This window comes from Chitinophaga sp. Hz27, assembly GCF_042263525.1.
Lineage (GTDB): Bacteria > Bacteroidota > Bacteroidia > Chitinophagales > Chitinophagaceae > Chitinophaga.
Genome location: NZ_JBHKFJ010000003.1, coordinates 170,881 through 194,516 on the forward strand (window position 1 = coordinate 170,881; position 23,636 = coordinate 194,516).

The 23,636-nt window shown below is 43.2% G+C and carries 21 protein-coding genes; 10 read left to right on the forward strand and 11 right to left on the reverse strand.

The window, feature by feature from the left end:
* Positions 1-73: 73 nt before the first annotated feature.
* Positions 74-1,165, reverse strand: a complete 1,092-nt coding sequence (locus ACE38W_RS07540) for an LptF/LptG family permease (protein WP_375829794.1) — start codon at positions 1,163-1,165, stop codon at positions 74-76.
* A gap of 47 nt (positions 1,166-1,212) precedes the next feature.
* Positions 1,213-2,343 carry a tRNA guanosine(34) transglycosylase Tgt gene (tgt, locus tag ACE38W_RS07545; RefSeq protein WP_375829796.1) on the reverse strand — a complete coding sequence of 377 codons (1,131 nt, stop codon included), beginning with the start codon at positions 2,341-2,343 and terminating at the stop codon, positions 1,213-1,215.
* A 133-nt stretch (positions 2,344-2,476) separates the two neighbouring features.
* Between tgt and ACE38W_RS07550 the strand changes: the two genes are divergently transcribed.
* From ACE38W_RS07550 to ACE38W_RS07575, 6 genes are all read left to right on the forward strand, one after another.
* Positions 2,477-3,613 (forward strand): glycosyltransferase, encoded by a 1,137-nt coding sequence (locus tag ACE38W_RS07550; protein ID WP_375829798.1) that lies wholly within the window; start codon positions 2,477-2,479, stop codon positions 3,611-3,613.
* 34 nt (positions 3,614-3,647) lie between these two features.
* Positions 3,648-4,277 carry a 16S rRNA (guanine(527)-N(7))-methyltransferase RsmG gene (gene rsmG / locus ACE38W_RS07555; protein ID WP_375829800.1) on the forward strand — a complete coding sequence of 210 codons (630 nt, stop codon included), beginning with the start codon at positions 3,648-3,650 and terminating at the stop codon, positions 4,275-4,277.
* Between the two features lie 106 nt (positions 4,278-4,383).
* On the forward strand, positions 4,384-4,941 hold the full coding sequence (locus ACE38W_RS07560) for an RNA polymerase sigma factor (RefSeq protein ID WP_375829801.1): 558 nt from the start codon (positions 4,384-4,386) through the stop codon (positions 4,939-4,941).
* An 18-nt stretch (positions 4,942-4,959) separates the two neighbouring features.
* Positions 4,960-5,367 (forward strand): hypothetical protein, encoded by a 408-nt coding sequence (locus ACE38W_RS07565; protein ID WP_375829802.1) that lies wholly within the window; start codon positions 4,960-4,962, stop codon positions 5,365-5,367.
* 344 nt (positions 5,368-5,711) lie between these two features.
* Positions 5,712-6,278, forward strand: coding sequence for a DinB family protein (locus ACE38W_RS07570; protein ID WP_375829803.1), 567 nt, complete (start codon positions 5,712-5,714; stop codon positions 6,276-6,278).
* A gap of 155 nt (positions 6,279-6,433) precedes the next feature.
* Complete coding sequence (locus tag ACE38W_RS07575; protein ID WP_375829804.1) at positions 6,434-7,408, forward strand: patatin-like phospholipase family protein; 975 nt, start codon at positions 6,434-6,436, stop codon at positions 7,406-7,408.
* A 66-nt stretch (positions 7,409-7,474) separates the two neighbouring features.
* Here ACE38W_RS07575 and ACE38W_RS07580 read toward each other — a convergent pair whose 3' ends face one another.
* From ACE38W_RS07580 to ACE38W_RS07605, 6 genes are all read right to left on the reverse strand, one after another.
* Positions 7,475-9,364, reverse strand: a complete 1,890-nt coding sequence (locus ACE38W_RS07580; RefSeq protein WP_375829806.1) for a M1 family metallopeptidase — start codon at positions 9,362-9,364, stop codon at positions 7,475-7,477.
* A gap of 73 nt (positions 9,365-9,437) precedes the next feature.
* The gene (locus ACE38W_RS07585; RefSeq protein WP_375829807.1) at positions 9,438-10,517 is read right to left on the reverse strand and encodes a winged helix DNA-binding domain-containing protein; all 1,080 of its coding nucleotides are present in this window, start codon (positions 10,515-10,517) and stop codon (positions 9,438-9,440) included.
* A 66-nt stretch (positions 10,518-10,583) separates the two neighbouring features.
* The gene (gene rsmI, locus ACE38W_RS07590; RefSeq protein ID WP_375829808.1) at positions 10,584-11,252 is read right to left on the reverse strand and encodes a 16S rRNA (cytidine(1402)-2'-O)-methyltransferase; all 669 of its coding nucleotides are present in this window, start codon (positions 11,250-11,252) and stop codon (positions 10,584-10,586) included.
* Positions 11,253-11,352: 100 nt separating this feature from the next.
* The gene (purS, locus tag ACE38W_RS07595; RefSeq protein WP_167015686.1) at positions 11,353-11,598 is read right to left on the reverse strand and encodes a phosphoribosylformylglycinamidine synthase subunit PurS; all 246 of its coding nucleotides are present in this window, start codon (positions 11,596-11,598) and stop codon (positions 11,353-11,355) included.
* A 108-nt stretch (positions 11,599-11,706) separates the two neighbouring features.
* Positions 11,707-12,489: a CDP-diacylglycerol--serine O-phosphatidyltransferase gene (gene pssA, locus ACE38W_RS07600; RefSeq protein ID WP_375829810.1), complete on the reverse strand. Its 783-nt coding sequence runs from the start codon at positions 12,487-12,489 to the stop codon at positions 11,707-11,709.
* Between the two features lie 52 nt (positions 12,490-12,541).
* Positions 12,542-13,831, reverse strand: a complete 1,290-nt coding sequence (locus ACE38W_RS07605) for an aminopeptidase P N-terminal domain-containing protein (RefSeq protein ID WP_375829811.1) — start codon at positions 13,829-13,831, stop codon at positions 12,542-12,544.
* 353 nt (positions 13,832-14,184) lie between these two features.
* Here ACE38W_RS07605 and pckA point away from each other — a divergent pair, with 353 nt between their 5' ends.
* The 4 genes from pckA to ACE38W_RS07625 all read left to right on the forward strand — a co-directional run bounded on the left by pckA (position 14,185) and on the right by ACE38W_RS07625 (position 19,712).
* On the forward strand, positions 14,185-15,780 hold the full coding sequence (pckA, locus tag ACE38W_RS07610; RefSeq protein ID WP_375829812.1) for a phosphoenolpyruvate carboxykinase (ATP): 1,596 nt from the start codon (positions 14,185-14,187) through the stop codon (positions 15,778-15,780).
* 375 nt (positions 15,781-16,155) lie between these two features.
* Entirely contained in the window at positions 16,156-17,043 is an 888-nt protein-coding gene (gene folD, locus ACE38W_RS07615) for a bifunctional methylenetetrahydrofolate dehydrogenase/methenyltetrahydrofolate cyclohydrolase FolD (RefSeq protein WP_375829814.1), read from the forward strand.
* A 46-nt stretch (positions 17,044-17,089) separates the two neighbouring features.
* Complete coding sequence (locus ACE38W_RS07620) at positions 17,090-17,716, forward strand: 7-carboxy-7-deazaguanine synthase QueE (protein WP_375829815.1); 627 nt, start codon at positions 17,090-17,092, stop codon at positions 17,714-17,716.
* A 109-nt stretch (positions 17,717-17,825) separates the two neighbouring features.
* Entirely contained in the window at positions 17,826-19,712 is a 1,887-nt protein-coding gene (locus ACE38W_RS07625) for an OmpA family protein (protein WP_375829816.1), read from the forward strand.
* Between the two features lie 93 nt (positions 19,713-19,805).
* Here the strand turns inward: ACE38W_RS07625 and ACE38W_RS07630 are convergent, their stop codons facing one another.
* The 3 genes from ACE38W_RS07630 to ACE38W_RS07640 are packed head-to-tail and all read right to left on the reverse strand — an operon-like array spanning position 19,806 to position 23,625.
* A complete protein-coding gene (locus ACE38W_RS07630; protein WP_375829817.1) occupies positions 19,806-21,353 on the reverse strand; it encodes a PKD-like family lipoprotein in 1,548 nt (515 codons plus the stop codon).
* Positions 21,354-21,378: 25 nt separating this feature from the next.
* Entirely contained in the window at positions 21,379-22,173 is a 795-nt protein-coding gene (locus tag ACE38W_RS07635; RefSeq protein WP_375829818.1) for a DUF4843 domain-containing protein, read from the reverse strand.
* A 21-nt stretch (positions 22,174-22,194) separates the two neighbouring features.
* Positions 22,195-23,625 carry a RagB/SusD family nutrient uptake outer membrane protein gene (locus ACE38W_RS07640; RefSeq protein WP_375829820.1) on the reverse strand — a complete coding sequence of 477 codons (1,431 nt, stop codon included), beginning with the start codon at positions 23,623-23,625 and terminating at the stop codon, positions 22,195-22,197.
* Between the last annotated feature and the right edge of the window lie 11 nt (positions 23,626-23,636).

Consider the following 23,636-nt stretch of genomic DNA (forward strand, 5'->3'; position numbering starts at 1 on the left):
CAAAAACAAGATGGGCCTCTATTTCGTAGAGACCCACCTGCAAAAGAAAAATACGACGTAATAATTTATGAAATCACTTAGGCGCTCTGCGATAAAGATAAAACGCTAACCCACCGAAGATAACATTTGGTATCCACACCGCTACAAGCGGGTCCAGGTCTGCTTTTACAGAAAATACTGTTGCAAACTGCAAAGCAATAATATAGCTCGCACTGATCACAATACCCAGCGCCAGGTGTAATCCACTACCTCCACGTACCTTTTTGGCTGCAATAATACCACCGATCAGCGTCAGCACCACCACGGCAGCGGCTGCAGCTGTACGACGATAGTATTCCACCCAATACGTATTCAAACCCTCTGCACCACGAATCGCTTCCCGTTTAATATAACGGCGCAAATCTGGTGTAGTCATAGCTTCCTGCATGTTTTTCTCTTCTATCAGGTCTTTCGGCACCAACGGAATCTGTATCATGGTATCCTGTAAACTTCTCCAGGTTTCGTGCAATCCATCCATGGTACGAATCGTAACATAATCCAGTCTCCACTTTTTAGCAGTAGAATCATAGCTTACCCTGTCTGCACGCAGTCGGTAGTTAATTACCTGACCATGAATTTTCTGTAAGATGAAAGTGGAACCATTATAATAATTCGGGTCATAAGTACCGAAAGTAACATAGGTAAAGCTATCTATACGGGTACTTCGATCGAACTGAGAGTTCTGGTTGTCCCTACTATGCAGGTATTTATTTTCGAAAGATGTTCGGATACGATTGGCATTAGGTACTACCCAGAAGTTAGCCAGCCAGAGTATACCACCAAAAAGAAATGCTCCTACCCAGTAAGGGCGCAGGAACCTGCGGAAACTCACGCCAGCGCTCAATATGGCAATGATCTCCGAACGATAGGCCATCTTAGAGGTAAAAAATATTACCGACAGGAAGATGAACAACGGAAACAACAAAGCCAGGATATGCGGAATAAAACCGAAGTAATAATCAACAACAATTTCCCGCAGCGACAGGTGATTCTTCATGAAATCATCCACCTTTTCCGTAATGTCGATCACCACGGAGATCAGTAGGAAGATCGCCAGTGAATAAATAAAGGTACCTATCAGCTTGCGTAATATATACCAGTCTATTTTAGTCAGGAATTTCGGCATGAACCCAAAGATATTAGTTTATTGGATTATTTGTTGATTTGCTGGTATTATAAACGAGTTTTCAACTGACTGATCATTTTAGGTTTCCAGGTGCTGAAAGTGCCTGCAAGGATTTGTTTGCGGGCTTCCTTCACCAGTTCCAGGTAAAATGCCAGGTTATGTATACTAGCCAGCGTCATGCCTAAAATTTCACCAGCCACAAAAAGGTGACGGATATACGCTCTGGAATAATCTCTGGTAGCAAAGCATTCGCTATTGGCGTCAATAGGACTGAAGTCATCTGCCCATTTCTTGTTCTTAATATTAATAACGCCATTCCAGGTAAATAACATACCGTTACGACCATTACGGGTAGGCATTACACAGTCGAACATATCCACACCCAGTGAAATATTTTCCAGGATATTCCATGGTGTACCTACGCCCATCAGATATCTTGGTTTTTCTACTGGCAGGATATCACATACCAGCTCGCACATTTCGTACATATCTTCTTCCGGCTCACCTACGCTGAGTCCACCGATAGCATTACCGGCAGCACCGCGGGAAGCAATATATTCTGCAGAAGCTTTACGAAGATCTTTATAAGTACTTCCCTGTACAATCGGGAACAACGTTTGTTCGTGACCGTAAGCAGGTATAGTATCAGCGAGGCGCTGGATACAGCGGTCCAGCCAGCGATGGGTGAGGTCCATGGACTTGCGTGCATAGCGGTATTCGGACGGATATGGCGGACATTCGTCGAAGGCCATAATAATATCCGCACCGATGGTACGCTGGATATCCATTACATTTTCAGGTGTGAATAAGTGACGGGAGCCATCTATATGTGACTGAAAAACAACACCTTCTTCTTTTATTTTACGGTTAGCGGCCAGGGAAAATACCTGGTAACCACCACTGTCTGTCAGGATGGGTCTGTCCCAACCATTGAATTTATGAAGTCCACCGGCTTTGGAAAGTACTTCCAATCCGGGGCGCAGATAAAGGTGATAAGTATTACCCAGGATGATCTGGGCTTGTACGGCATCGCGGAGCTGTTCTTGTGTAACAGCTTTTACGCTACCTACGGTACCTACCGGCATAAAAATAGGCGTTTCTATTTCTCCGTGGGCAGTAGTAATTTTGCCCGCTCTGGCCTTACTGCCAGTATCTGTAGTAATCAGTTCAAAATTCACGAGATTTCATTTCAGCGTGCAAAGATACCGATTTGAAATTCGAATTGCGAATTAAGGAAATCATAATAGTTGGGGATAACTTAATCTATTATCTTTTTACAGATATTAAAAAAAATATATTTTTGCTGCTATTATGCTTGACAACCTCGGTGAAATTGCCTTATACTTCTTCGCTACAGTAGCGGGAATTCAGATATGCTATTACCTGTTCATCTTTTCGAGGGTGGCATTCTATCGTCGTAAATTCGATACTGACCAGCCGCCAGCGGGGCAGTTTTCTGTAATTATCTGCGCAAAAGACGAAGAATTGAACCTCCAGCGGAACCTTCCAGGCGTATTGCAACAACGTTATCATGATCACCTGAAGCCTGAATATGAGGTAATTGTGGTAAATGATAACTCTGAAGATGACAGCCGCTATTATCTGCAATCTATCGAACCAGGTTATCCACATTACAGAACCATAGAGATCAAGCAGCCAGCGAAGTTCATCCCTGGCAAGAAATTTCCTTTATCTATGGGCCTTCGTGGCGCAGCATTTGAGAATATCCTGCTCACTGATGCCGACTGTAAACCAGGAAGCACCTATTGGCTATCGCTGATGAGCCAGGGCTTTACAGCGGATAAAGAGATCGTGTTGGGATATGGCGCCTATAATAAAAAACCAGGATTCTTAAATAAAGTGATTCGCTACGAAACCTTCTTTAGTGCCCTACAGCACCTTGGGTTTGCGATGAGCGGCATGCCTTATATGGGTGTAGGCCGTAATCTGGCTTATAAAAAAGAACTTTTCTACCGTCATAAAGGTTTTACCAGCCACCAGCACCTCGCAGGCGGCGATGATGACCTGTTTGTAAATACTGCCGCCAACAGGAAAAATGTAGGCGTAGTAATTGACAAAAAAGCATTTACCTATTCAGAAGCTAAAAACAGCTGGAGTAGCTGGTTCCGTCAGAAGACCAGACACATGACCACCGGCAAACATTATCGTTTTGGACATAAGTTTGTGCTGGGACTTTTTTCTCTGACTCATTTCCTTTTCTATCCGGCCTTTATACTGGCCTTATTCTTCCCGCCACCAATGCTGTGGTATACACTGGGTATATTTGGGTTTAAAATCCTGGTACAATCTGTTATCCAATTTGCAGCGATGCGCAAACTGGATGAGAGAGACCTCTTTAAATTCAGCCTGTTCCTGGATATCTTCATGTTATTCTATTACATCATCTTCACACCTGCCCTGTTGGTAAAATCGAAAAACCGCTGGTAGCTTATTCATTGCCGAATAAGTTTATTTTTGCAGCATGGAGATTATTTTAAAGTATTTCAGCGACTTCACGCCCAAACAAATGGAGCAGTTTGAAGCGCTTAAAGGATTGTATACCGAATGGAATGAGAAGATCAATGTCATTTCCAGGAAAGACATTGATTCCTTATACGAACGACACGTATTACATTCACTGAGCATTGCCGCCGTGGCTGATTTTGCACCTGGCACCCAGATCATCGATCTTGGCACCGGAGGCGGGTTTCCTGGCATACCGCTGGCTATATTCTTTCCTGAAGTACAATTTCATCTTGTAGACTCCATCGGTAAAAAAATTAAGGTGGTTGAAGGCGTAGCCGAAGAGCTGGGCCTAAAAAATGTGACCACCGCTCATTCCAGGGTAGAAGAAATCAAGAACCGCAAATTTGATATTGTTGTTTCCCGTGCAGTAGCCCCACTGGGTGATTTATGGAGATGGAGCAGAAACCTGATGAAGAAATCCACTGTTCCGGGCAAGCAGTTCGAGAAAGGACTGATATGCCTGAAGGGTGGTGACCTCGCGCAGGAAATCTCCGAAAGTGGATTAAGACCCAGATTGATAGACATTTATGACGTATTCCCCGAAGAAAGTTTCAAGGACAAATACATTGTGATGGTAAAGAGCTAGTGCTGATCACGAGGGGAGGACCTATTTTTCAGTAGTAATAAAATATCCGTAATACTGGTTCGTCTTCAATAGTAAGATGAAACAGTTGCTCCTATCAAACACAGTTATGGCCCAAGAGCAAAACGAGCGTATACAGGCTGCGGTGAAGCAGGAGAGCAAGCGCTTGCTCCACTTTATCCGTCAGCGTGTAAGCAATGTGTCTGATGCAGAGGATATTTTACAAGACGTACTTTACCAGTTTACAGAATATTTACGCCTGGGTAGCCAGGTAGATTCCATTACCGGGTGGCTGTTTTCCGTTGCCCGAAATAGAATTACAGACTGGTTCAGGAAGAAGAAAGAAACGCCTTTTGCTGAATACACGAAGGAGATAGAAGGAGAAGAAGTGCTCTTTTTACCGGAATTGCTGGCCGACACCTCTATGGAGGCTGATACGCCCATGATGAAGAAGATTATGTCTGAAGCCATTTCTGCCGCTATCGATGATCTACCGCGGGATCAGAAAGAAGTATTTATCGGCCATGAAATATTAGGTAAATCCTTTAAAGAGATGAGTGCGGAAACAGGCGTCAGCGTGAACACGCTGCTTTCCCGGAAACGCTATGCTGTGCTCTTTTTACGAGAGAGATTGAGAGAACTGTATCGGGAAATTTTAGACAATTAATAAAATTTATTGGAAGATATGGGAAGTTTCAGAAATAAATCTAAAGGGAAAATCGCACTGATGATTCTCTGTGGACTGGCCTTTGTAACAGTAGTGGTGTTCCTTACCATGACACTTTGGAACTGGTTGATTCCTGAGCTGTTTCACGGTCCGCATATTAACTTCTGGCAGGCATTTGGCTTATTGCTGCTCGGCAAGCTGCTCTTTGGCTGGCATAATAACGGTAAAGGTTTTGGCGGAGGACACTCGCAGAAAGACTGGAGAGAAAAGATCCGTAGTAAATGGGAACATATGAGTCCTGAAGAACAGGCCCAGCTTAAAGAAAAGCTACGTGACCGTTGTCGTGGCTCCGAAAGATTTGAGCGCTTCAGCCGCTTCTGGGATGATGAAAAACCTGCAGAGGAACCACCCGCACAGCAGCCTTAACCATTAACATTGTTAACGTTTTTTAAGCCCTTTCTAAGCGATTTCTAATTCGTAAAAGAAAGGGCTTTCCTGATTAATAACTAATATTGTATTGTAAAAAAAGTTCAGGAATATAATCGGAAATCTACCCAGCAATTACTTTTATTCTAAATAAGTAAGAAATTTTACATCCATTCTCCTCAAAACATAATTTTCCCTCAAAAAACATTACATATTTATATTTTAAATATGTTGGTTGGTTAAAAAAACTGGTGTAACTTCAGAGAGATTGCAAAGGCCCGGGTATATTCTCTAAAGGCGCCAGGTTTTGTGTATTTTTTCGCACCCTTTAAAACGAATTTCCTATGTACCTGAACCAGCATGAGATTCAGTCTCTCCTTAACAAAAGCTTCGACGGTTTCGTCGATTATGTTAGCACGCTGCCAGATCATCGTTTTACAGCATCACCGTATGGTAAATGGTCAGCAGGCCAACAACTGGACCACCTCACAAAGTCCGTGAGGCCTGTTTGTAATGCCCTGGGATTTCCCAGATTTGCGCTCCGTTATTTCGGTGTAGCCCAACAGCCATCCCGTTCTTACGACATGCTTGTTAACCACTATCAGCAAAGGTTAGCTGATGGTGCTACTACCACTATTCCTTACCAGCCAGGCGTTATCTATAATGGACAACGGCCAGCCCTTATCCAGAGCTTCCTCCATCAGAAAGTGAAGCTGGAAGATAAGTTGAAAGATTGGTCAGAGAATGATTTGGATAAATACCGCCTTCCCCATCCGATATTAGGCAAACTAACAATCCGGGAAATGCTGTATTTCACAGCTTACCATAACCAGCATCACCTCGAAAAATTACAACACCAGGAATTACATAGTCAGAATTGGGAAAACCAGTTACAGCAACTGATTTTCTAGTCTTTTATTTTGTCATCATCTGCTTTTTCCAGAATTCCGTATATCCATAAGCGTATGTTGTCACCCAGGCAATACGGTATCTGACACCCATAAACGAATGCCCCCTCCATATTGCTATCCTGTGCGTATTGTTATTGGGGGAAAATAGCAGCATCATGACCAAAAAAGCTTTGGTGATTAATGGCGGCGGCAGCAAAGGCGCATTCGCCGTAGGCGTACTAAAACAACTTTTCCATAGCCATCCCGAACTACAGTTCGACATTTTCTGTGGCACCAGCTCCGGCGCGCTCATCGCATCGCTGGCTGCTCTCGGGGAAATTGACTTACTGGAAAAAATGTTTACTGGCAACAAAACCCAGGATATCATTGCCACCGGTAATATCCTGGAGAGATTTGTGAATAATAATTCGCTTTATAATGCTACTCCCCTACAGCTGAAAATCGGCAGTATCCTAACGGATAGCCGCTTCAGCAAATTGATTTCCTCTGGCAAATCACTATTTATTGGTTGTAATAACCTGCAAACAGCCAGGATTACCTATTTTACCAATAGTAAACAATCATCAGGAAAGGAATACGACCTTTACCATATTGGTAACCCGCAAATATTCCGTGCTGCCGCCATGGCAGCTTATTGTCTGCCCATCTTTATGCCTCCCATTCAAATAGGCAACTGCCAGTATGCAGATGTCAGGATTCTTAATCATACGCCACTGCAGCTGACTATTGATCACGGCGCCACAGACATCTATGTCATATCTCATCTTCCCAACGAAATAACTACCAGCGATATCGAATACCGGAACGTACTCGATATCCTGGAACAAACTGCTGATTGGCTATCGATTGATACCATGCAGGCACATCTTCCTATATTCCATAATCAAGCACTGGAATATCTCCATAACGTAAAATCAAATATGATAAAAGCTGGGCTTACAACAGCAGATATTGATGCGTTTTTTGACACACCACATAATCCATTTACTAACATTCAACAAGTAAATATTCACCTGATAAAGCCTGATCAAATGCTGGATGGAGGCCCCGGTGGGCTTGATTATGTACCCGACGATATGCGCCGTATGATTGCTGCTGGTATTAAAAAAGCTGCCGAGATGTTTCCATAAAAAAACTGGCTAAAAATTCAGGTAATGATTACCCGAACTTTTAGCCAGCCTTTAGTACAGCAACGATTATTCTGCTACTGCTCTATTATTTGATCTGTCTACATCAGCCATACGCTGACTAGGATCGATTTCAATAGATTTCAGATTAGTGAAAGGCACATCGATTTCCAGGTCATAAGTTGGATTTGTCCAGTACCAGCCATCTTTCACCACACGTTTCACAGAAGGATCTTCATTTGGTTTTTCACCAAACATCAGTGTCAACGGGATATAATACATGGTTTTATTTCCGCTTTTATCGATCACCATAAAGTCGATAGGCATTGGCATTAATCCGATACGACGCAGGCGTACAGTGGTTTTGTTGCCTTTAGGAATAATGCTGTCGATACCGTAATCGATATGTTTAGTGGATTGAATAAAGTATTGTTTGTACCAATCCAGTTGAATACCACTTTGTTTTTCCATCACACGAACGAAGTCATTTGCATTCGGATGTTTGAAACGCCATTCGTTGTAATAGCTGATAAGGCCGCTGTCGCGCACTTTATCACCGATAACATAACCCAGCTGCTCCAGGAAGATAGCGCCTTTGCGGTAGGCGTTGTTGCTATAACCATAGTTGGTGTTATAATGATCAGAATGCGTCATTGCATTTTCTTCAAACGGGCTGGCAGCAAGGCGGAAGTAACCTTTGTAGGTATCTTCCATTGGCCATTTACCTTTTAAACTATCAGTGGTAGCATAGATAACATGCTCTTCTCCAAAGGTGGTAAAACCTTCGTCCATCCAAGGATAGAGGCTTTCGTTGGTAGCCAGCATGCCCTGGTACCAGCTGTGCATCCATTCATGCATAGCTACGCCGTAAAGACCTGTAGCAGTACCATTACCCATAATTAGGGTAGCCATTGGGTATTCCATACCGCCATCGCCGCCCTGGATAAAGGAATACTGCTTGTACGGATAAGCGCCGTAGTGAGCTTTAATATAGGCGTAAGCGTTAGGAATGCGTTTTGCCAATGCAGGCCAGGTGTTTTTGGTGGTATCGTTTGGTAAGAAGAAGAAATGAGCGGTAAAGCCATCTACTTCCTGTGTGATATGTTTGTAATCAGGATCAGCAGCCCATACGAAGTCGTGCACGTTAGGTGCAACGAAATGCCAGCTGAGATTTTTACCATCCGGGCGTTTCACCTTCATACCAGCTGTTTCGTATCCATGGCCGATTTGCTCAGGATTTTGCAGGTAACCGGTAGCAGCGATTACATATTTTTTATCCATGTTGATGGTTACATCATAGTCGCCCCAAACGCCGTAAAATTCACGAGCGATATAAGGAGTAGGATGCCAGCCTTCATAATCGTATTCACACATTTTAGGATACCACTGTGCCATGGAGAAGTCGACACCTTCGGAGTTATTACGGCCACTGCGGCGAATTTGTACAGGCACCTGTGCCTCAAACTCCATATCGAAAGTAGTGGTAGCATGTGGAGCGATAGGCTCATCCAGCACTACTTCCAGTATAGTTTCCACTACCTTGTATGACTGAGGCTTTCCATTGTGTTTGAGTGATAACACTTTCTGGTAGCCGATTTCATCAGGTTTCAATTTAGAGATGCGGTCACGTACACGGTTATCCCAGTCATATACATCTTTACCATCTTTAGTTTTACCGATAACGATTTTACCGAGTTCGCGGGAGCGTACGTCCATCATCGATCCTGGCTGAAATGCATTCCAGTACAGGTGATAGAATACTTTTTTAAGCGTATCCGGAGAGTTATTATAATATTCGAGATGTTGTTTACCAGTAAATTTATTCGCTGGCGCGTCTACATTCACGTCCATTTTGTACTTCACGCGTTGTTGCCAGCGGTCCGACTGTGCATTAGATTGTAACCAGCTGCCTGCCACCAATGCTAGGGCAATGCAACCTCCGAGAACCGGGTGCTTCATGCTGTTAGATTTTGTTCAGACCGCGAAAATAATCATTTAGGACAAAGGGAAGTAGACAAGTTTGTATAAGCGGTCAGATAATGGTAATGCGGTCCAGAGGTTGCTGTAAATAGGCCGCATATGCTTCGGCAGATACAGAGAAAGCTTGCTGCTGGGGCTTCTTCATAGTTTTAAAGGGCTGAAATATAAGCTCAACACCTTTTTTGCTGATATTTTTCTTCCAGACACCTGTAATCTGGCCTTCCTGAACCATTATTGGAAAAAAGATTCCGTTGGTTGTCAATACTTTACGCACATGCGCATCTTCCAGTACGTGGCTTCGATCTTTATAGGCAACATAATATTCATCAAAAGCTGGTAGTAATAAGGCTTCTGGGATTTTATGGCGACTGGCATCCAGTTTTTTATCATACCAGTAATGGGTATTGTTGATGACCAGGCTATCTAGCAAAGGTTTGGCTGCTTCCAGGCCTATCTGGGCTTCTTTTTGAGTAATACCTGCCCAGGTCATGAAGTCTGCTATAGTAGCGGGCCCGTGACTAAGGAAATATTTTTTTGCCAGCTCGCCAGGAATTTCTTCCGGGGAGATGATCGTTTTTGTGGGCACCCACTCATCGAGGAGGGTAAACGTATATTGCTTGCCTCTCATGGGGCCATGGCAGATAATACCTTCCAGAGAGGCTCTCAATAACAGGTAGCGAGAATAGACTTCGGGGATATTGTGAGATTCGAGCAGGGCGGCAATTTCAGTGCGCATCAGTTGTTTACCACCTTTCAATTCCTTTTGCAGTAAAGGATAGATAGTGCTGTGATACTTGCTTTCATCAATATCCAGTGGCCTTTCTATCGTTCTGAATTTACGAAAGATACGGTCTTTAACGAAGTTTGTCATCCAGCGTATATCCGTTGCCGTTACGATATGTAAAGTACCGCGAAACACCCATGTACGAATGATTTCTGCCTTATTGATGGCTTTTTCCACACTTTGGAGGTTAGCATCAGGCACACGTAATCCTACGGCATGTCTGCCTGCATGATAGTCCTGGGCCTGGATAGCGCCCATATGGGCCACCAGTGCCTGTGGTGATTTCAGACGATGTTGGGTAATTTGCTGAGCCAGCAGCCGTAGTTTTGCGATATCATTTTCAGGCATGAGATGAATTTAATGCAAAAAAACAACCAGCATGTGACAACCTTATGTCAGCAATAGAAAATAAAATTATTCAGCGCCTTGCACTACTACTACGATTTCTCCTTTCACGCCTTTTTCTTTGAAGTAGTCAGCAACTTCGCGGAGGGTTCCTCTTTTATTTTCTTCGAACATTTTGGTGAGTTCGCGGCTTACGCAGCATTGGCGATCCGTGCCAAAGTACTGTATCAGGTCTTCCAGGGTACGAACCAGTCGCATGGGAGACTCATAAAATACGATGGCTCTTTCTTCTGTTGCCAGCTGTGTAAAGAGTGTATGGCGGCCTTTTTTCAGGGGCAGGAACCCTTCAAAGACGAAACGGTTCATGGGAATACCGCTGTTTACCAGGGCAGGCACGAAGGCAGTAGCACCAGGGAGGCATTCCACAGGGACGCCTTGGCGGATGCATTCGCGTACCAACAGGAAGCCAGGATCAGAAACGCCAGGTGTACCTGCGTCTGTGAGTAAAGCCATGGATTTGCCGGCCTGCAGCTGTTCTACCAGGTGTTGGGCAATTTTATGTTCGTTATGCTGGTGATATGGGGTGATGGGCTTATTAATGTTGTAGTGCCTGAGCAGGACGCTGGAGGTACGGGTATCTTCTGCCAGTATCAGGTCTGCATCTTCCAGTGCTTTAATGGCTCGGTAGGTGATATCGGCAAGGTTTCCGATAGGAGAAGGAACTATGATCAGTTTCATGTAATAACGAATTACGATTACGAATTACGGATCTGCGGAAGATTTGCAGGGATGCCTATCACTGCAAATCCGTAATTCCTAATTCGTAATTCGAGATTATTTATTGAATGTGTACTTCAAAGTATTCCATTACCTGGTTAGCCAACAGCTTCTGGCAGGCATTTTCAGCGATTTGCTGCGCCTCTTCTTTGCTACCAGCCTCGATTTGGAGGGTAATGTGTTTGCCGATACGTACATCATGAACCTGGTTCATACCGAGGTTTTTAAGGCCACCCATTACCGCTTTTCCTTGCGGGTCCAATAATTCTTTCAGTGGCATCACATTGATATGTGCAGTAAAAGTCATTGTGCTTTAAATTTTGCCGCAAACCTACATCAAAATTTACGAATTATGAACTCGTAGTTACAGATTTGCAGAGAGTTATTCCATTCAATTCCTTTCCAGGCACCTATTTTAGGCTTGTTCTGGCTTTTTTTCTGTGGACATTGGTGGGAATAACAGTGATAAGATTACATAACAGATGAATATGAATGGCACTGTAGCAAAGCCCAATAATGGAATGCTTACTAAAGTCAGTACTATCAGCAACAGTCTTGTCCAATTGTCTTTCAGTGATTTGCTCTTAATTTTCAGGCTGAGCATTGGTATTTCGGCCACCATGAGGTAGCACAAAACGGCGATGATGGCGTAGAGTACCCAGATATTCTGGAACCAGTGTCCGAGATTATAGGGATTATACAATACGATCAGCGGGAAAGAGGCTACCAATAAGCCAACAGCTGGTGTAGGCACGCCGATAAAGTTTTCGGACTGTCGGGTGTCCAGGTTGAATTTAGCGAGGCGATAAGCCGCAAAACATGGTACCAGTAAGGCTGGGGCCAGGTTCACCACAGATACGTCAAATACATCAGGGAGCTGGAAATAGGCGCTGCGCAACAATCTGTAGAGCATCATACCAGGTACTACACCGAAGGTTACTACATCGGCAAGACTATCTAGTTCTTTTCCCATAGGGGATTGTACGCGAAGCAAACGAGCTACCATACCATCGAAGAAGTCGAAGATAGCGGCAAGTACCACGAGTGCGGAGGCCCAGTATACAGGTTCCGGCGTTACTATCGTATAGTCGGTACCGTTAAAGTCAGCCTTATATTCCGGTGCATGTAACACGCAGATAATGGCCAGGGCGCCGCAAAAGAGATTACATAGGGTAATAATATTGGGTATTTGTCGCATTTGATGGATTCGTTGAAAAAAGGCCCCTCACAAATCGTGAGGGGCTATAAATTTATTTCATTAAAGCTTCAATTTCATCAGCTGTGATAGGAATATTTTTCATCAGATCGATATTACCGTTGGAAGTGATCCAGTAGTTATTTTCGATACGGATACCCATTTTTTCCTGTTCGATGTAGATACCTGGTTCTACTGTGAGTACGGAACCTTCAGGGATTGGCTGTTGCATAGAAGGCGCCAGGTCATGAACATCTACACCAAGATGGTGAGAAATACCATGGTAGAGGTATTTGCGGTACGCAGGATTTTCCGGGTCCTGGTTTTTGATATCGTCTTCAGTGAGAATACCAAGTTTCACAAATGTTTTACCAGCTTCTTCACCCATCATTTCGTGGTATTTAGCCAGGGTGATACCTGGTTTCAGAATAGATACCGCATAATGGTGCAGATGCAGACAAGCATCGTATACCTCACGCTGGCGTGGTGTAAACTTACCATTTACTGGCACAGTACGGGTAAGGTCAGCGTTGTAGCCACCATATTCAGCACCGAAGTCCATGAGGATCAGTTCACCATCTTTACATTCCTGGTTATTGAACACATAGTGAAGAGTACGGGCACGGTCGCCGGAGGCGATGATAGAGCCGTATGCTTCACCAGCGGAGCGGTTACGGAGGAATTCGTGGAGGATTTCAGCCTGAATTTCATGTTCCCAGACACCAGGTTTGATAAATTTCAGGATACGACGGAAAGCCTTGTTAGTGATTTCCATAGCCACATCCAGTACTTTGATTTCCTCAGGCGTTTTAGCGGCACGCAGCTCTTTGAAGATGGTAGCAGCGCGGAGGAAGTTGTGTAAAGGATAACGTTCCTTCATTGCTGCTGCATAGCGGTAATCGCGTACAGGAACATAGTTGGATTTACGGTTATTTTCGTTGGTGTTCAGGTAAATATTAGCTGCTTCATGTACCCACTGCTGGAGTAAAGCATCCAGTGCATCCAACCACACGATGGTAGTCATGCCGGAAATAGCAGTTGCCTCATCTTTCCTCAGGCGGTGACCATCCCATTTTTCTTTCAGCTCATTAGGACGTACAAGAACAAGTACTTCACGGTATTTAGGATCAGGATTGTCTGGGTATAAAACAACCATGGTATCTTCCTGGTCTATACCTGTGAGCCAATACAGGTCTGAGTTCTGCTTGAACTTAAACAATGCGTCGCCGTTAGTGGGCAGTTCATCATTGGAGTTAATAATGGCGATAGACTGTGGCTTCATTTTAGCCACAAAGCGCTGGCGGTTCTTTATAAACAGCTGCGGATCCAAAGGCAGATTCTTCATATCTCTAAATTTCAAATGAGGATTCAAACCTATGAAAAAATATAAAACCACTTAAATAAAAATGTGTTTATAAGAATAGCAGAGATGTGTAAAGTATGACTGAGGCGGAGGTTACAACGGAAAAAAATGCGTTATCAGCAATAATACTTATGTGTTATTACTTAATGTTTTATTCACACAAAATGTCTTTGATAACCTATCAGGGTTTTTCTAACATTTTGAAGATATCGCAAAAAATCCTTTGATAGCGCTAGATTTTTCTAAATTTTAAAGGCACAACAGACAACAAATTTGATGAAATCAAAAAATGCCTAGTTTTGCTTTTACACCAAAACAATCTTGCTTTTATGCAAATGAGTAGCGTAAGGAATCCTGTTGCTGACTTACGGGAACTGGGCATAGAGAACGCGTCTAACGTATACTACCAGCTCTCTCCAGAGAAACTGGTACAGCAAACAGTAGAGAGGAACCAGGGTGTTTTATCCGATACTGGTGCTTTAGCTGTGAACACCGGAGAATTTACCGGTCGTTCTCCCAACGATAAATTCATTGTAAAGGATGACATCACTGCCAACACGGTAAACTGGAATAACTTTAACATTCCATTTACTACAGAGTGTTTCGACCGTTTGTACAAAAAAGTTACTGCCTATCTTGCCGGAAAAGACGTGTGGGTACGTGACTGCTTTGCCTGTGCTGATCCTGCGTATCGTATTGGCGTTAAGGTAATCACAGAATATCCTTGGTCAAATCTGTTTGCTTACAATATGTTCCTTCGTCCTTCAGAAGAAGAACTGGAACTGATGCAACATGACTGGACTGTTATCCAGGCGCCAGGTTTCATGGCAGATGCTTCTTGTGACGGCACACGTCAGCATAATTTTGCGGTAGTGAGCTTCACTAAGAAAGTGATCCTGATTGGCGGAACAGCCTATACAGGCGAAATCAAGAAAGGCATTTTCACCGTACTGAATTACATCTTACCACACGATAAGAAAGTGCTGAGCATGCACTGCTCTGCTAACCAGGGAAGCAATGGCGATACCGCTATTTTCTTTGGATTGAGTGGTACTGGTAAGACTACGCTGAGCGCAGATCCTAGCCGTAAACTCATCGGTGATGATGAACATGGCTGGACAGACAACAGTGTTTTCAACTTTGAAGGCGGCTGTTATGCAAAATGTATTGACCTGAGCGCAGAAAAAGAGCCAGAGATCTTCCAGGCGGTACGTCCGGGAGCATTACTGGAAAACATTACCTTCTTCCCAGGTACCAAGACTGTAAATTATGCTGATAAGACGATCACGGAGAACACACGTGTATCTTATCCGTTGACTTATATTGCCAATGCGCTGGAACCTTCTATTGGAGCGGTTCCTAAAAATATCTTCTTCCTAACGGCAGATGCATATGGCGTATTGCCTCCGATTTCTAAACTGACGCCAGGACAGGCTATGTACCAGTTTATTTCTGGTTACACTGCTAAAGTAGCGGGTACAGAAGCGGGAGTTACTGAGCCAAAGTCTACCTTCAGCGCCTGCTTTGGAGCGCCTTTCCTACCATTACATCCTGCACAGTACGCACAGATGCTGGGAGAAAAAATGCGTAAGAACGAAGTTAATGTCTGGTTAATCAACACCGGATGGACCGGAGGACCTTATGGTACTGGTAGCCGTATTAAACTGGCTTATACCCGTGCTATGATTACTGCCGCGATTGATGGGAAACTGGAGAGCGTAAAATATCGTGCTACCCCTGTTTTTGGTCTGGCGATTCCGGAGACCTGTCCGAATGTGCCAGCTGACATTCTCGATCCGCGTAATACCTGGGCTGATAAAGCTGCCTATGATGCTAAGGCTGCTAGCCTTGCTGAGCAGTTTATCAGTAATTTTGAGAAATATGCCGGTGCTGCTGATAAAGAAATTCTTGACGCAGCTCCAAAAATTTAGATATATTGTGATCAATAAAGTAGCAAAAACATCTCAGAGGATATATTTTCTGACCTTTTGCTAACTGATACCGTCTTTGTTTGCCTTATAATTTCCACTACAATCCAACGGTTCGCAAGGGGTAGTACCCTTGCAGGCAAAACAGATTACCGGGTTTCCGGGAATCTGTTTTGCAGGACCAGCAATAACTTTTTAGAGGGGCCTTTTGGCCCCTTTTTTCGTTTTATTCTCACAAAGTCTGCAAAGAAGCAAAGCATGCAAAGGAAGGTATATGCTACTTTTAAGCTGTCCGGCAGGAACTTAAATATAAACGCGAATTTCTCTGCGGGGCTTTGCTCCTTTTCGAACTTTGCGAGATAAAATGTACCTTTGCACATGCAAATTTTAGACGGTAAACTTGTTTCTGAGGCTATCAAAGCCCAATTAGCCGCTTCAGTGGCTGAATTAAAGGCCGCTGGCAAAAAGGTTCCTCACCTGGCAGCGATCCTGGTAGGTAATAATCCTGCGAGCGAAACCTACGTTGCTTCCAAAGTAAAGTCATGTGCAGAATGCGGATATAACTCCACTCTTCTTCGTTTCGATGAACAGATTTCTGAAAAGCATCTGCTGGACCAGATCATACTGCTCAACGAAAACCCGGATATCGATGGTATCCTGGTACAATTGCCTTTACCAAAGCATATCAGTGAGGAATTGGTTATTAACACGATAGATCCAAGCAAGGACGTAGATGGCTTCCATCCTATGAACGTAGGTAAAATGGTAAGTGGTTTGCCTGCTTTCATCCCGGCTACACCTTATGGTATTATGCTGATGCTGGAACACTACAATGTGCCTACAAAAGGTAAACATGCAGTAGTTATCGGCCGCAGCCATATCGTAGGTACTCCGATCAGCATTTTGCTGAGCCGTAATACCAATCCAGGAAACTGCACAGTAACCCTGACTCACTCTCAGACACAAAACCTCCCTGAAATCTGCCGTCAGGCCGATATTATCATTGCCGCTATTGGTAAGCCTAACTTTGTTACTGCTGATATGGTAAAAGAAGGCGCCGTTATCGTTGACGTGGGTATTAACCGTGTTGCTGATGCCAGCAAGAAAAGCGGTTTCCGCCTTATTGGTGACGTTAAATTTGATGAAGTAGCACCAAAAGCCAGCTACATCACACCAGTACCAGGAGGCGTAGGTCCGATGACCATCGCTGCACTGCTAAAAAATACCTATCACGCCTGCATAGGCCTTAGAGGTAGTATGAATTAAAAAAGGGGCCGGAATATTTTTCGGACCTTTGAGGGATAGAATCAAGATGTCAGTAATTACTTCAAATATTATTACCGGCACCTTGCCGGTAATGGAACGCTTTTACACGATTCAGGGTGAAGGCTTCCATCAGGGCAAGGCAGCTTACTTCATCCGCCTTGGCGGCTGTGATGTAGGATGCCATTGGTGCGACGTAAAAGACAGCTGGGATGCAGATAAACATCCGCAATTATCGATAGATAACGTGGTAAATGAAGCTGCACAATACCCTGGCCGCATCGCCGTAGTAACAGGTGGAGAACCTTTGCTCCACCAACTCGATGGGCTCACCAAAGCACTCCATAAACAAGGTTTTAATACACATATTGAAACTTCCGGCTCCTCTCCGCTTAGCGGCAGCTGGGACTGGATCACGCTTTCACCCAAAAAATTTAAGGCGCCACTACCGGAAGTCTGCAAAGTTGCCAGCGAACTGAAAGTGGTGATCTTTAATAAAAGTGATTTTGCCTGGGCAGAAAAGCATGCCGCCATGGTAGGTAAGAATTGTAAGCTATACCTGGCACCGGAATGGAGCAAGAGTGCTGAAATGACACCGCTGATCATTGATTACATCAAAGATAATCCTCAGTGGCAGCTGTCATTGCAGATACACAAGTATATCAATGTACCGTAACCGGTATTGCATAGCATTTTGAAAATGGCATCCGAGGATGCCATTTTTTGTTTGTACCCGGGTATCCAGGTAAATACGTTTCCTTACCTTTAAGCGTTGTATTATTACTATGAAAAGAACTATCCTCCCACTATTGGCGATATGTTTCACCCTGCAACTCCAGGCACAGGTGGTAACGTCCGAGAATGCGCCCAAAAAGGCCAAGGCAAGCTTTGATAAGGCGCAGGCCGCGATCAGCGTTTATCATACCGCTGATGCCATCCCTTTTTTAAAAGAGGCCATCAATACTGCTCCTAACTACTTAGATGCCTACGGACAGTTAGGCATGTGTTATATAGAACTCAAAGATTACAAAGAAGCTGTCAACGCTTTCAGTAAATTCAAACAGCTGGATAGCAGCAGCCTTAGACAGATCATGGTGCCTTATAGCCGGGCGCTTGCCGGCATGGGAGATTTCAACGGCGCCTTGCTACTCATCAATCAATATATTGCTGGTTCTAAAATGACCAGTAGAACGGTTGAAAAGCTGAAAGCGAACTATGAATTTGCAGTGAATGATAAAAATAAAAATCACCCTTTTCAGCCGCATAATCTTGGCACCAATATCAACAGCCAGGATCCTGAATACTTCCCTTCTCTTACAATAGATAGTAAAACGCTGATCTATACACGAAGAGTAAATTCGCGCAACGAAGATTTCTATATCAGTCAACGTCAAAACGATACCTGGGGCCCCTCTCAGGATATGGGCGCTCCTGTGAATACTAGCTTCAATGAAGGCGCGCAGAATATTTCACAGGATGGCACCATCTTGTTGTATACGGGTTGTGATTTTCCTGAAGGAAAAGGTAGTTGCGATATTTATATCTCCCGAAAAACAAAAGAAGGATGGACGATGCCACAGAACCTTGGTGCGCCTATCAATACGAGGGATTGGGAATCACAGCCTTCCTTATCTGCCGATAACCAAACGCTTTTCTTTGCACGTCAAACAGCTGGCAATGGCTCCGATATATTCGTCAGTCATCTGTTACCAAATGGAAAATGGAGCAACCCGGAAAATCTCGGACCTAACATCAATACTAAAGGAAGGGAAATGACGCCATTTATCCACGCCGATGGGCAAACGCTGTATTTCGCTTCTGACGGGCTTCCCGGCTACGGCGGACTAGACATATTCTATTCCAGAAAACAAGCCGATGGTACATGGGGGCCCGCAGTAAATCTCGGCTATCCTATTAACACGGTTGATGAAGAAGGATCACTCGTTGTTGATGCACCTGGAACTACCGCCTACTTTGCATCTGATAGAAATGATGGTAAAGGTTCGCTCGACATCTACAGCTTTGAGCTTTATCCGGAAGCAAGGCCATTACAGACTTTATACATAAAAGGTTTTGTGTATGATAGTATTTCACAACAAAGATTGCCAGCAAGTGTAGATGTGATCGATCTGCTGGGAGGTGCACAGGTAGCAAGATTTGAGACAGATGAAAATGGTAATTTCCTTGCACCTTTGCCTATTGGCAAAGACTATGCATTCCATGTGGGTAAAAAAGGTTATCTCTTCTATTCAGATAATTTCTCTCTGAAAGATCATAATCCCGGACAACCATTCGAGAAAAATATACCACTTCAACCACTTGCAGCAAATGCAAGTATCGTATTACACAACATCTTTTTTGATAGTAAACAGTATATCTTAAAACCTGCGTCTATGCTGGAATTAGATAGATTGGTGAGATTATTGAACGATAACCCTACACTTAAAATTGAGATTGATGGTCATACAGATAACGTGGGTACAGATAAAGACAACAAATTATTATCAGAGAATCGTGCGAAGGCCGTAGTACAATACATGGTATCAAAAGGTATTGCAGCTGAAAAACTGAGCAGTAAAGGATTTGGAGAGTCGCAGCCAGTAGCTTCCAACGATACAGAAGAAGGTAGAGCGGAGAACAGACGAACAGTATTTAAGATTATAAGTTTATAATTGTCATAATAACAATAAAAAAGTCTCTACCAAGGTAGAGACTTTTTATTTTAATGGTTGGTTGATGGGTATAGGATAGCGTAGGATAATTTTTTATTCTTTATAAGACACGCTTATAATTTTATCGAATCCAGTGTATGATTTATACAGGGATATATCAGCGTCCAGATTAGGAACGTTATAAAGATCCATTTTACCAGAACCCGCCGCAGCAGCAGAGTTATAAGAGCATACCATCAGTTTGGAACCATAGGTTTTATAACGTGTGTTGGACAGTCCGTATACAATTCTTTGGTACTTCAGCAGTGTAATAGTTTTGTCGCCGTAATCAGCTACCATCACATTAGTTTTTCTATCAGGTGTATACCTGTAAACTTTAGAACCAATGGTATAGAAGAGATAACCTTCAGCAGGATCCACAGCAAACTGGCTAGCGTTAGCAATTCCAGGGGCTATATCAGAGATTTTATCAAATGATAAAGGAACGAAAACGCCGTTACCGCATTTAATTCTGGCGAGGAAAACGCCGCCACTAGCATCTTTAAACACAGCATATACACGTCCATCGATAGCATTTGTATAGGTCATATACATCAGGTCCATGTTCATATGCGCAGGGTCGAACATTGGCGTACCATTTGGATCTGCATTACTGTTAGCAGCAATGGTGCTATAGCTGTTAGTGCTTTTGTGCTCCATGAAACGCTTATTATCTGTGTCGTACATCAGTTCATAGTTAGGCACCTGCTGGGTTTCAGTAACTATCCATTTGGAGATATTGAAAGATGTAGCATCAGATAGCTTGTTTATACGGTTACCAAAAGCAAGCGTATTGGTAGCGTTTTCCATTGTCAGATTTCCCAGGTTGTCGTACATAAACGCGATGTAATCGATTTTACCGGTAGTCTGAATGCTTTTTGCATAGTATGGAGGCGGATAATAGGCAGACATGGATTTAGACATTTCTGCATAATCCGAAAACTTATTGTTGGTTGTATTAAAAAGTGTGGTCTGCACATCAGTACTTACTGCTATGCTTTTCGTATAGGCGAGGGTAAATGGATTTCTTCTATACCAGAAAGTTACATTTACTGGCTTACCTTTCAACACTATGGATTGTTGAGAAGCCAGGATATCTTTATAGAAGTCGAAAGAATCAACTGCTGGTAAATAGTTCAGGTAATCTAATCTTGCGACACCATTCACATCATTGAGGATGGCCCAACCATCGGCGAGGTCGGTGGAAATCTTCAAGTTGGTATAAGTATTCCAGCTCTGGCCTGTACTTTTTTCGGTTACGGTAAAATACATTTTATAAGCTGCATCCTTTGCCGGTAAAGAAACTGTCCAGTCCAGGTTTAGCGTTTTAGCTACAGTAGTTCTGATGATAGGATTTGCATTTCCATCCAGTGTAAACCACTCGTAGGAATATTTTGCAGTATCCTTTTCCATCGTAAAATTCAGCACTGGCATTATTTTCAATTGACTACCTTGTCTGACATTATAGTTAGAATCGATACCACTGATCGCGCCACTGTTGATGGCGTGATAGCTATAGTTTCCCAGGTCTTTTCTACAACCAAATAATAAGGCGATACCTGTTATCGCGATGAAAGAAAATATTTTTATATGGCGATACATATGATCCGTGTAAGTGATGAATAAATTATTTAGCACTTGCGCCCATCTTCATTGGCGTGCCATCTGCTTCCAGTACTGGTGTACCTTGTGCCTGCATATAGGCAAAGTAGGCTTTTAGTCCACTTGCCCATGCCAGGATGCGATAGAGGTTTCCATCTACCTGAGGCCAGTTAGTTCTTGTCAAATCAGCAGGATCAGCGTTGTAATACGTGAGGATCAACTGAAATTTTTTAGTGCTAAATGTGCCGAAGTAGCCATTAACTAAAGAATAATAGGTACTACCCTGACGCCACCAATCTGGTGCACCGGCGATATCATCAATCATTACACGCATTTTGGTATAATATCGTTGTGGTTTGGTACTACCAGGTGTAAGGATATTACTTAAATACTTGTCTTGAAAAAATTCATTAGGCTGCAGTTCCAGGTTGATCATATAATTTTTTTTCTGTAATGCAGCAACACGATGCAATTGCAAGATCACAGTATCTGCTGTTTTACCTGCAGGAATAGCGAGTTTTGGATTTGCGATCGTGAACATATCACTGGTAGCAGTACTCGTGTCCATTATTTTCAGGTTATAAGGACGGTCGAAAGCTGTAGGAGCACCTAAAGTCCTGATAAGAATTCTAACGGAAGTATCTGTAATATTTGATTTTATATAACCAAAGGAAAAAGAGATATCACCGGTAGAATCTACTTCCTGTATAGGAAAATAAACGCTGGACGCAGATTCATCGTTATTATAAGATTTGATATTCTCTTTTTTACAGGCAAATAATCCTGTTAATATCAGTATAGATAAAATTACTTTTTTCATAATAGCAGTTTTTATCTGTAATTATCTTGGAGTGGTTTCTGATAATGGAATAGGGAATGTATAATTCGCACTAGTCATTGAAATAGATTTGTTGGTATTACCAGCTATGATAGAAGTAGCCTGTGTTCTTTTATAGAAGAAGAACAGCTGACCTTCGCCGATGAATTCTCTTCTGTATTCTTTCATAATGGCGGTAGTCAGGTCTACACTGGTAGCATTATCAGGTAAGGCGCCAAAGTTCCTGTTCACACGAATCTGGTTCAGGTAAGACTTAGCAGTGCTAAGGTCTGGCTCACATTCTGCTGCGATGAGATACATTTCACCCATACGGATTAGAGGCACCGTTCTGTTGGAGGCATAGCCTGAAGTTTGTGTATCTTGATATTTTACAAAAGTTGGATAAGGCTTTGCTACGATTTTCCAGCTGTATTGGAATCTGTAGTCAGCAGAAATGCCTTCAAATACTGTCTGTGTAATGAATGCGCCGGTACTTTCAGGTGTCAGTAATACTGTTTCATCCAATGTAGAAACGAAATTATTATTGAAGACATCTAATAGTTTAGTGTATTCAGCACCCATGATCATTTCAGTAGCAAATACTTTATTACAGAAGAAAGGACTTTTCAGATCTTCGGTGGTAGTCCATGGGAACTTTGTCTGCACTGCGATCATCTCTTTTGCAGCGGCCAAAGCAGCAGGTTTATTACCCATCCACATATAGGCGCGTGCTTTCAGTGCTTTTACTGCATAGTAGTTCATGCGGTAGTTACGGGAAGTACGAAGCATGGATGCAGTAGCTGCACTTACACGTGCCTGCTGTACAGCAGGATCGGATTCCAGCAAGCATTTTTCTGCTTTTGTCAGATCATCCAGAATAAACTGCATTACCTGGTTGGTAGGATAAAAAGGAGAAATATCGTTAGATGCCTTGGTGTAATAAGGCATCAGCTGTACTGTTGAATCTTGTGTATAGGAAGGGGTAAACATACGTACCAGGTCCAGGTAATAGAAGGCACGGAGACCGAGCGCCTCTCCTCTGTAAAGCTGACGGCTGGAGGAGTCCATCACGGCGCCGTATTTATCTACGGCAGCCAGGAAGTTATTAACGCCTGCGATGTTTGCAAATTGCTTAGTCCAGATTTGATCTATCAATGCTTTTGATGGATCATCACCATACTTGAAGGACTGCATAAAATAGTTCGCAGACTTACTGTTAAAACCAGCACTGTATAACTGGGCCATAATATCCATGGTATTCATGGTAAGTGCGCCGCCATAGAGTGTACCATCGGTGTTGCCCAGGTAAAAACCATTGATACTTGTTTCAAACCCTTGTCTGGAAGAATACAATTGCTCTTCCAGGAATTTGTCTTCCGGCTTAACATCCATCCATTTCTTACAGCCAGAAAACACAAGTGCTGCTAACGCCAGTGTATATACGTAAATTTTCATGCTAATAATTT

Excerpts from the sequence above, each read along its gene's own strand:
- ACE38W_RS07630 (WP_375829817.1), bottom strand. The coding sequence starts at position 21,353 with ATGTATCGCCATATAAAAATATTTTCTTTCATCGCGATAACAGGTATC.
- purS (WP_167015686.1), bottom strand. The coding sequence starts at position 11,598 with ATGACTTTTACTGCACATATCAATGTGATGCCACTGAAAGAATTATTG.
- ACE38W_RS07575 (WP_375829804.1), top strand. The coding sequence starts at position 6,434 with ATGACCAAAAAAGCTTTGGTGATTAATGGCGGCGGCAGCAAAGGCGCA.
- ACE38W_RS07625 (WP_375829816.1), top strand. The coding sequence starts at position 17,826 with ATGAAAAGAACTATCCTCCCACTATTGGCGATATGTTTCACCCTGCAA.
- pckA (WP_375829812.1), top strand. The coding sequence starts at position 14,185 with ATGAGTAGCGTAAGGAATCCTGTTGCTGACTTACGGGAACTGGGCATA.
- ACE38W_RS07640 (WP_375829820.1), bottom strand. The coding sequence starts at position 23,625 with ATGAAAATTTACGTATATACACTGGCGTTAGCAGCACTTGTGTTTTCT.
- pssA (WP_375829810.1), bottom strand. The coding sequence starts at position 12,489 with ATGCGACAAATACCCAATATTATTACCCTATGTAATCTCTTTTGCGGC.
- ACE38W_RS07635 (WP_375829818.1), bottom strand. The coding sequence starts at position 22,173 with ATGAAAAAAGTAATTTTATCTATACTGATATTAACAGGATTATTTGCC.
- ACE38W_RS07540 (WP_375829794.1), bottom strand. The coding sequence starts at position 1,165 with ATGCCGAAATTCCTGACTAAAATAGACTGGTATATATTACGCAAGCTG.
- ACE38W_RS07565 (WP_375829802.1), top strand. The coding sequence starts at position 4,960 with ATGGGAAGTTTCAGAAATAAATCTAAAGGGAAAATCGCACTGATGATT.
- ACE38W_RS07605 (WP_375829811.1), bottom strand. The coding sequence starts at position 13,831 with ATGAAGAATCTGCCTTTGGATCCGCAGCTGTTTATAAAGAACCGCCAG.
- rsmI (WP_375829808.1), bottom strand. The coding sequence starts at position 11,252 with ATGAAACTGATCATAGTTCCTTCTCCTATCGGAAACCTTGCCGATATC.
- ACE38W_RS07585 (WP_375829807.1), bottom strand. The coding sequence starts at position 10,517 with ATGCCTGAAAATGATATCGCAAAACTACGGCTGCTGGCTCAGCAAATT.
- ACE38W_RS07560 (WP_375829801.1), top strand. The coding sequence starts at position 4,384 with ATGGCCCAAGAGCAAAACGAGCGTATACAGGCTGCGGTGAAGCAGGAG.
- ACE38W_RS07570 (WP_375829803.1), top strand. The coding sequence starts at position 5,712 with ATGTACCTGAACCAGCATGAGATTCAGTCTCTCCTTAACAAAAGCTTC.
- rsmG (WP_375829800.1), top strand. The coding sequence starts at position 3,648 with ATGGAGATTATTTTAAAGTATTTCAGCGACTTCACGCCCAAACAAATG.
- ACE38W_RS07620 (WP_375829815.1), top strand. The coding sequence starts at position 17,090 with ATGTCAGTAATTACTTCAAATATTATTACCGGCACCTTGCCGGTAATG.
- folD (WP_375829814.1), top strand. The coding sequence starts at position 16,156 with ATGCAAATTTTAGACGGTAAACTTGTTTCTGAGGCTATCAAAGCCCAA.
- ACE38W_RS07580 (WP_375829806.1), bottom strand. The coding sequence starts at position 9,364 with ATGAAGCACCCGGTTCTCGGAGGTTGCATTGCCCTAGCATTGGTGGCA.
- ACE38W_RS07550 (WP_375829798.1), top strand. The coding sequence starts at position 2,477 with ATGCTTGACAACCTCGGTGAAATTGCCTTATACTTCTTCGCTACAGTA.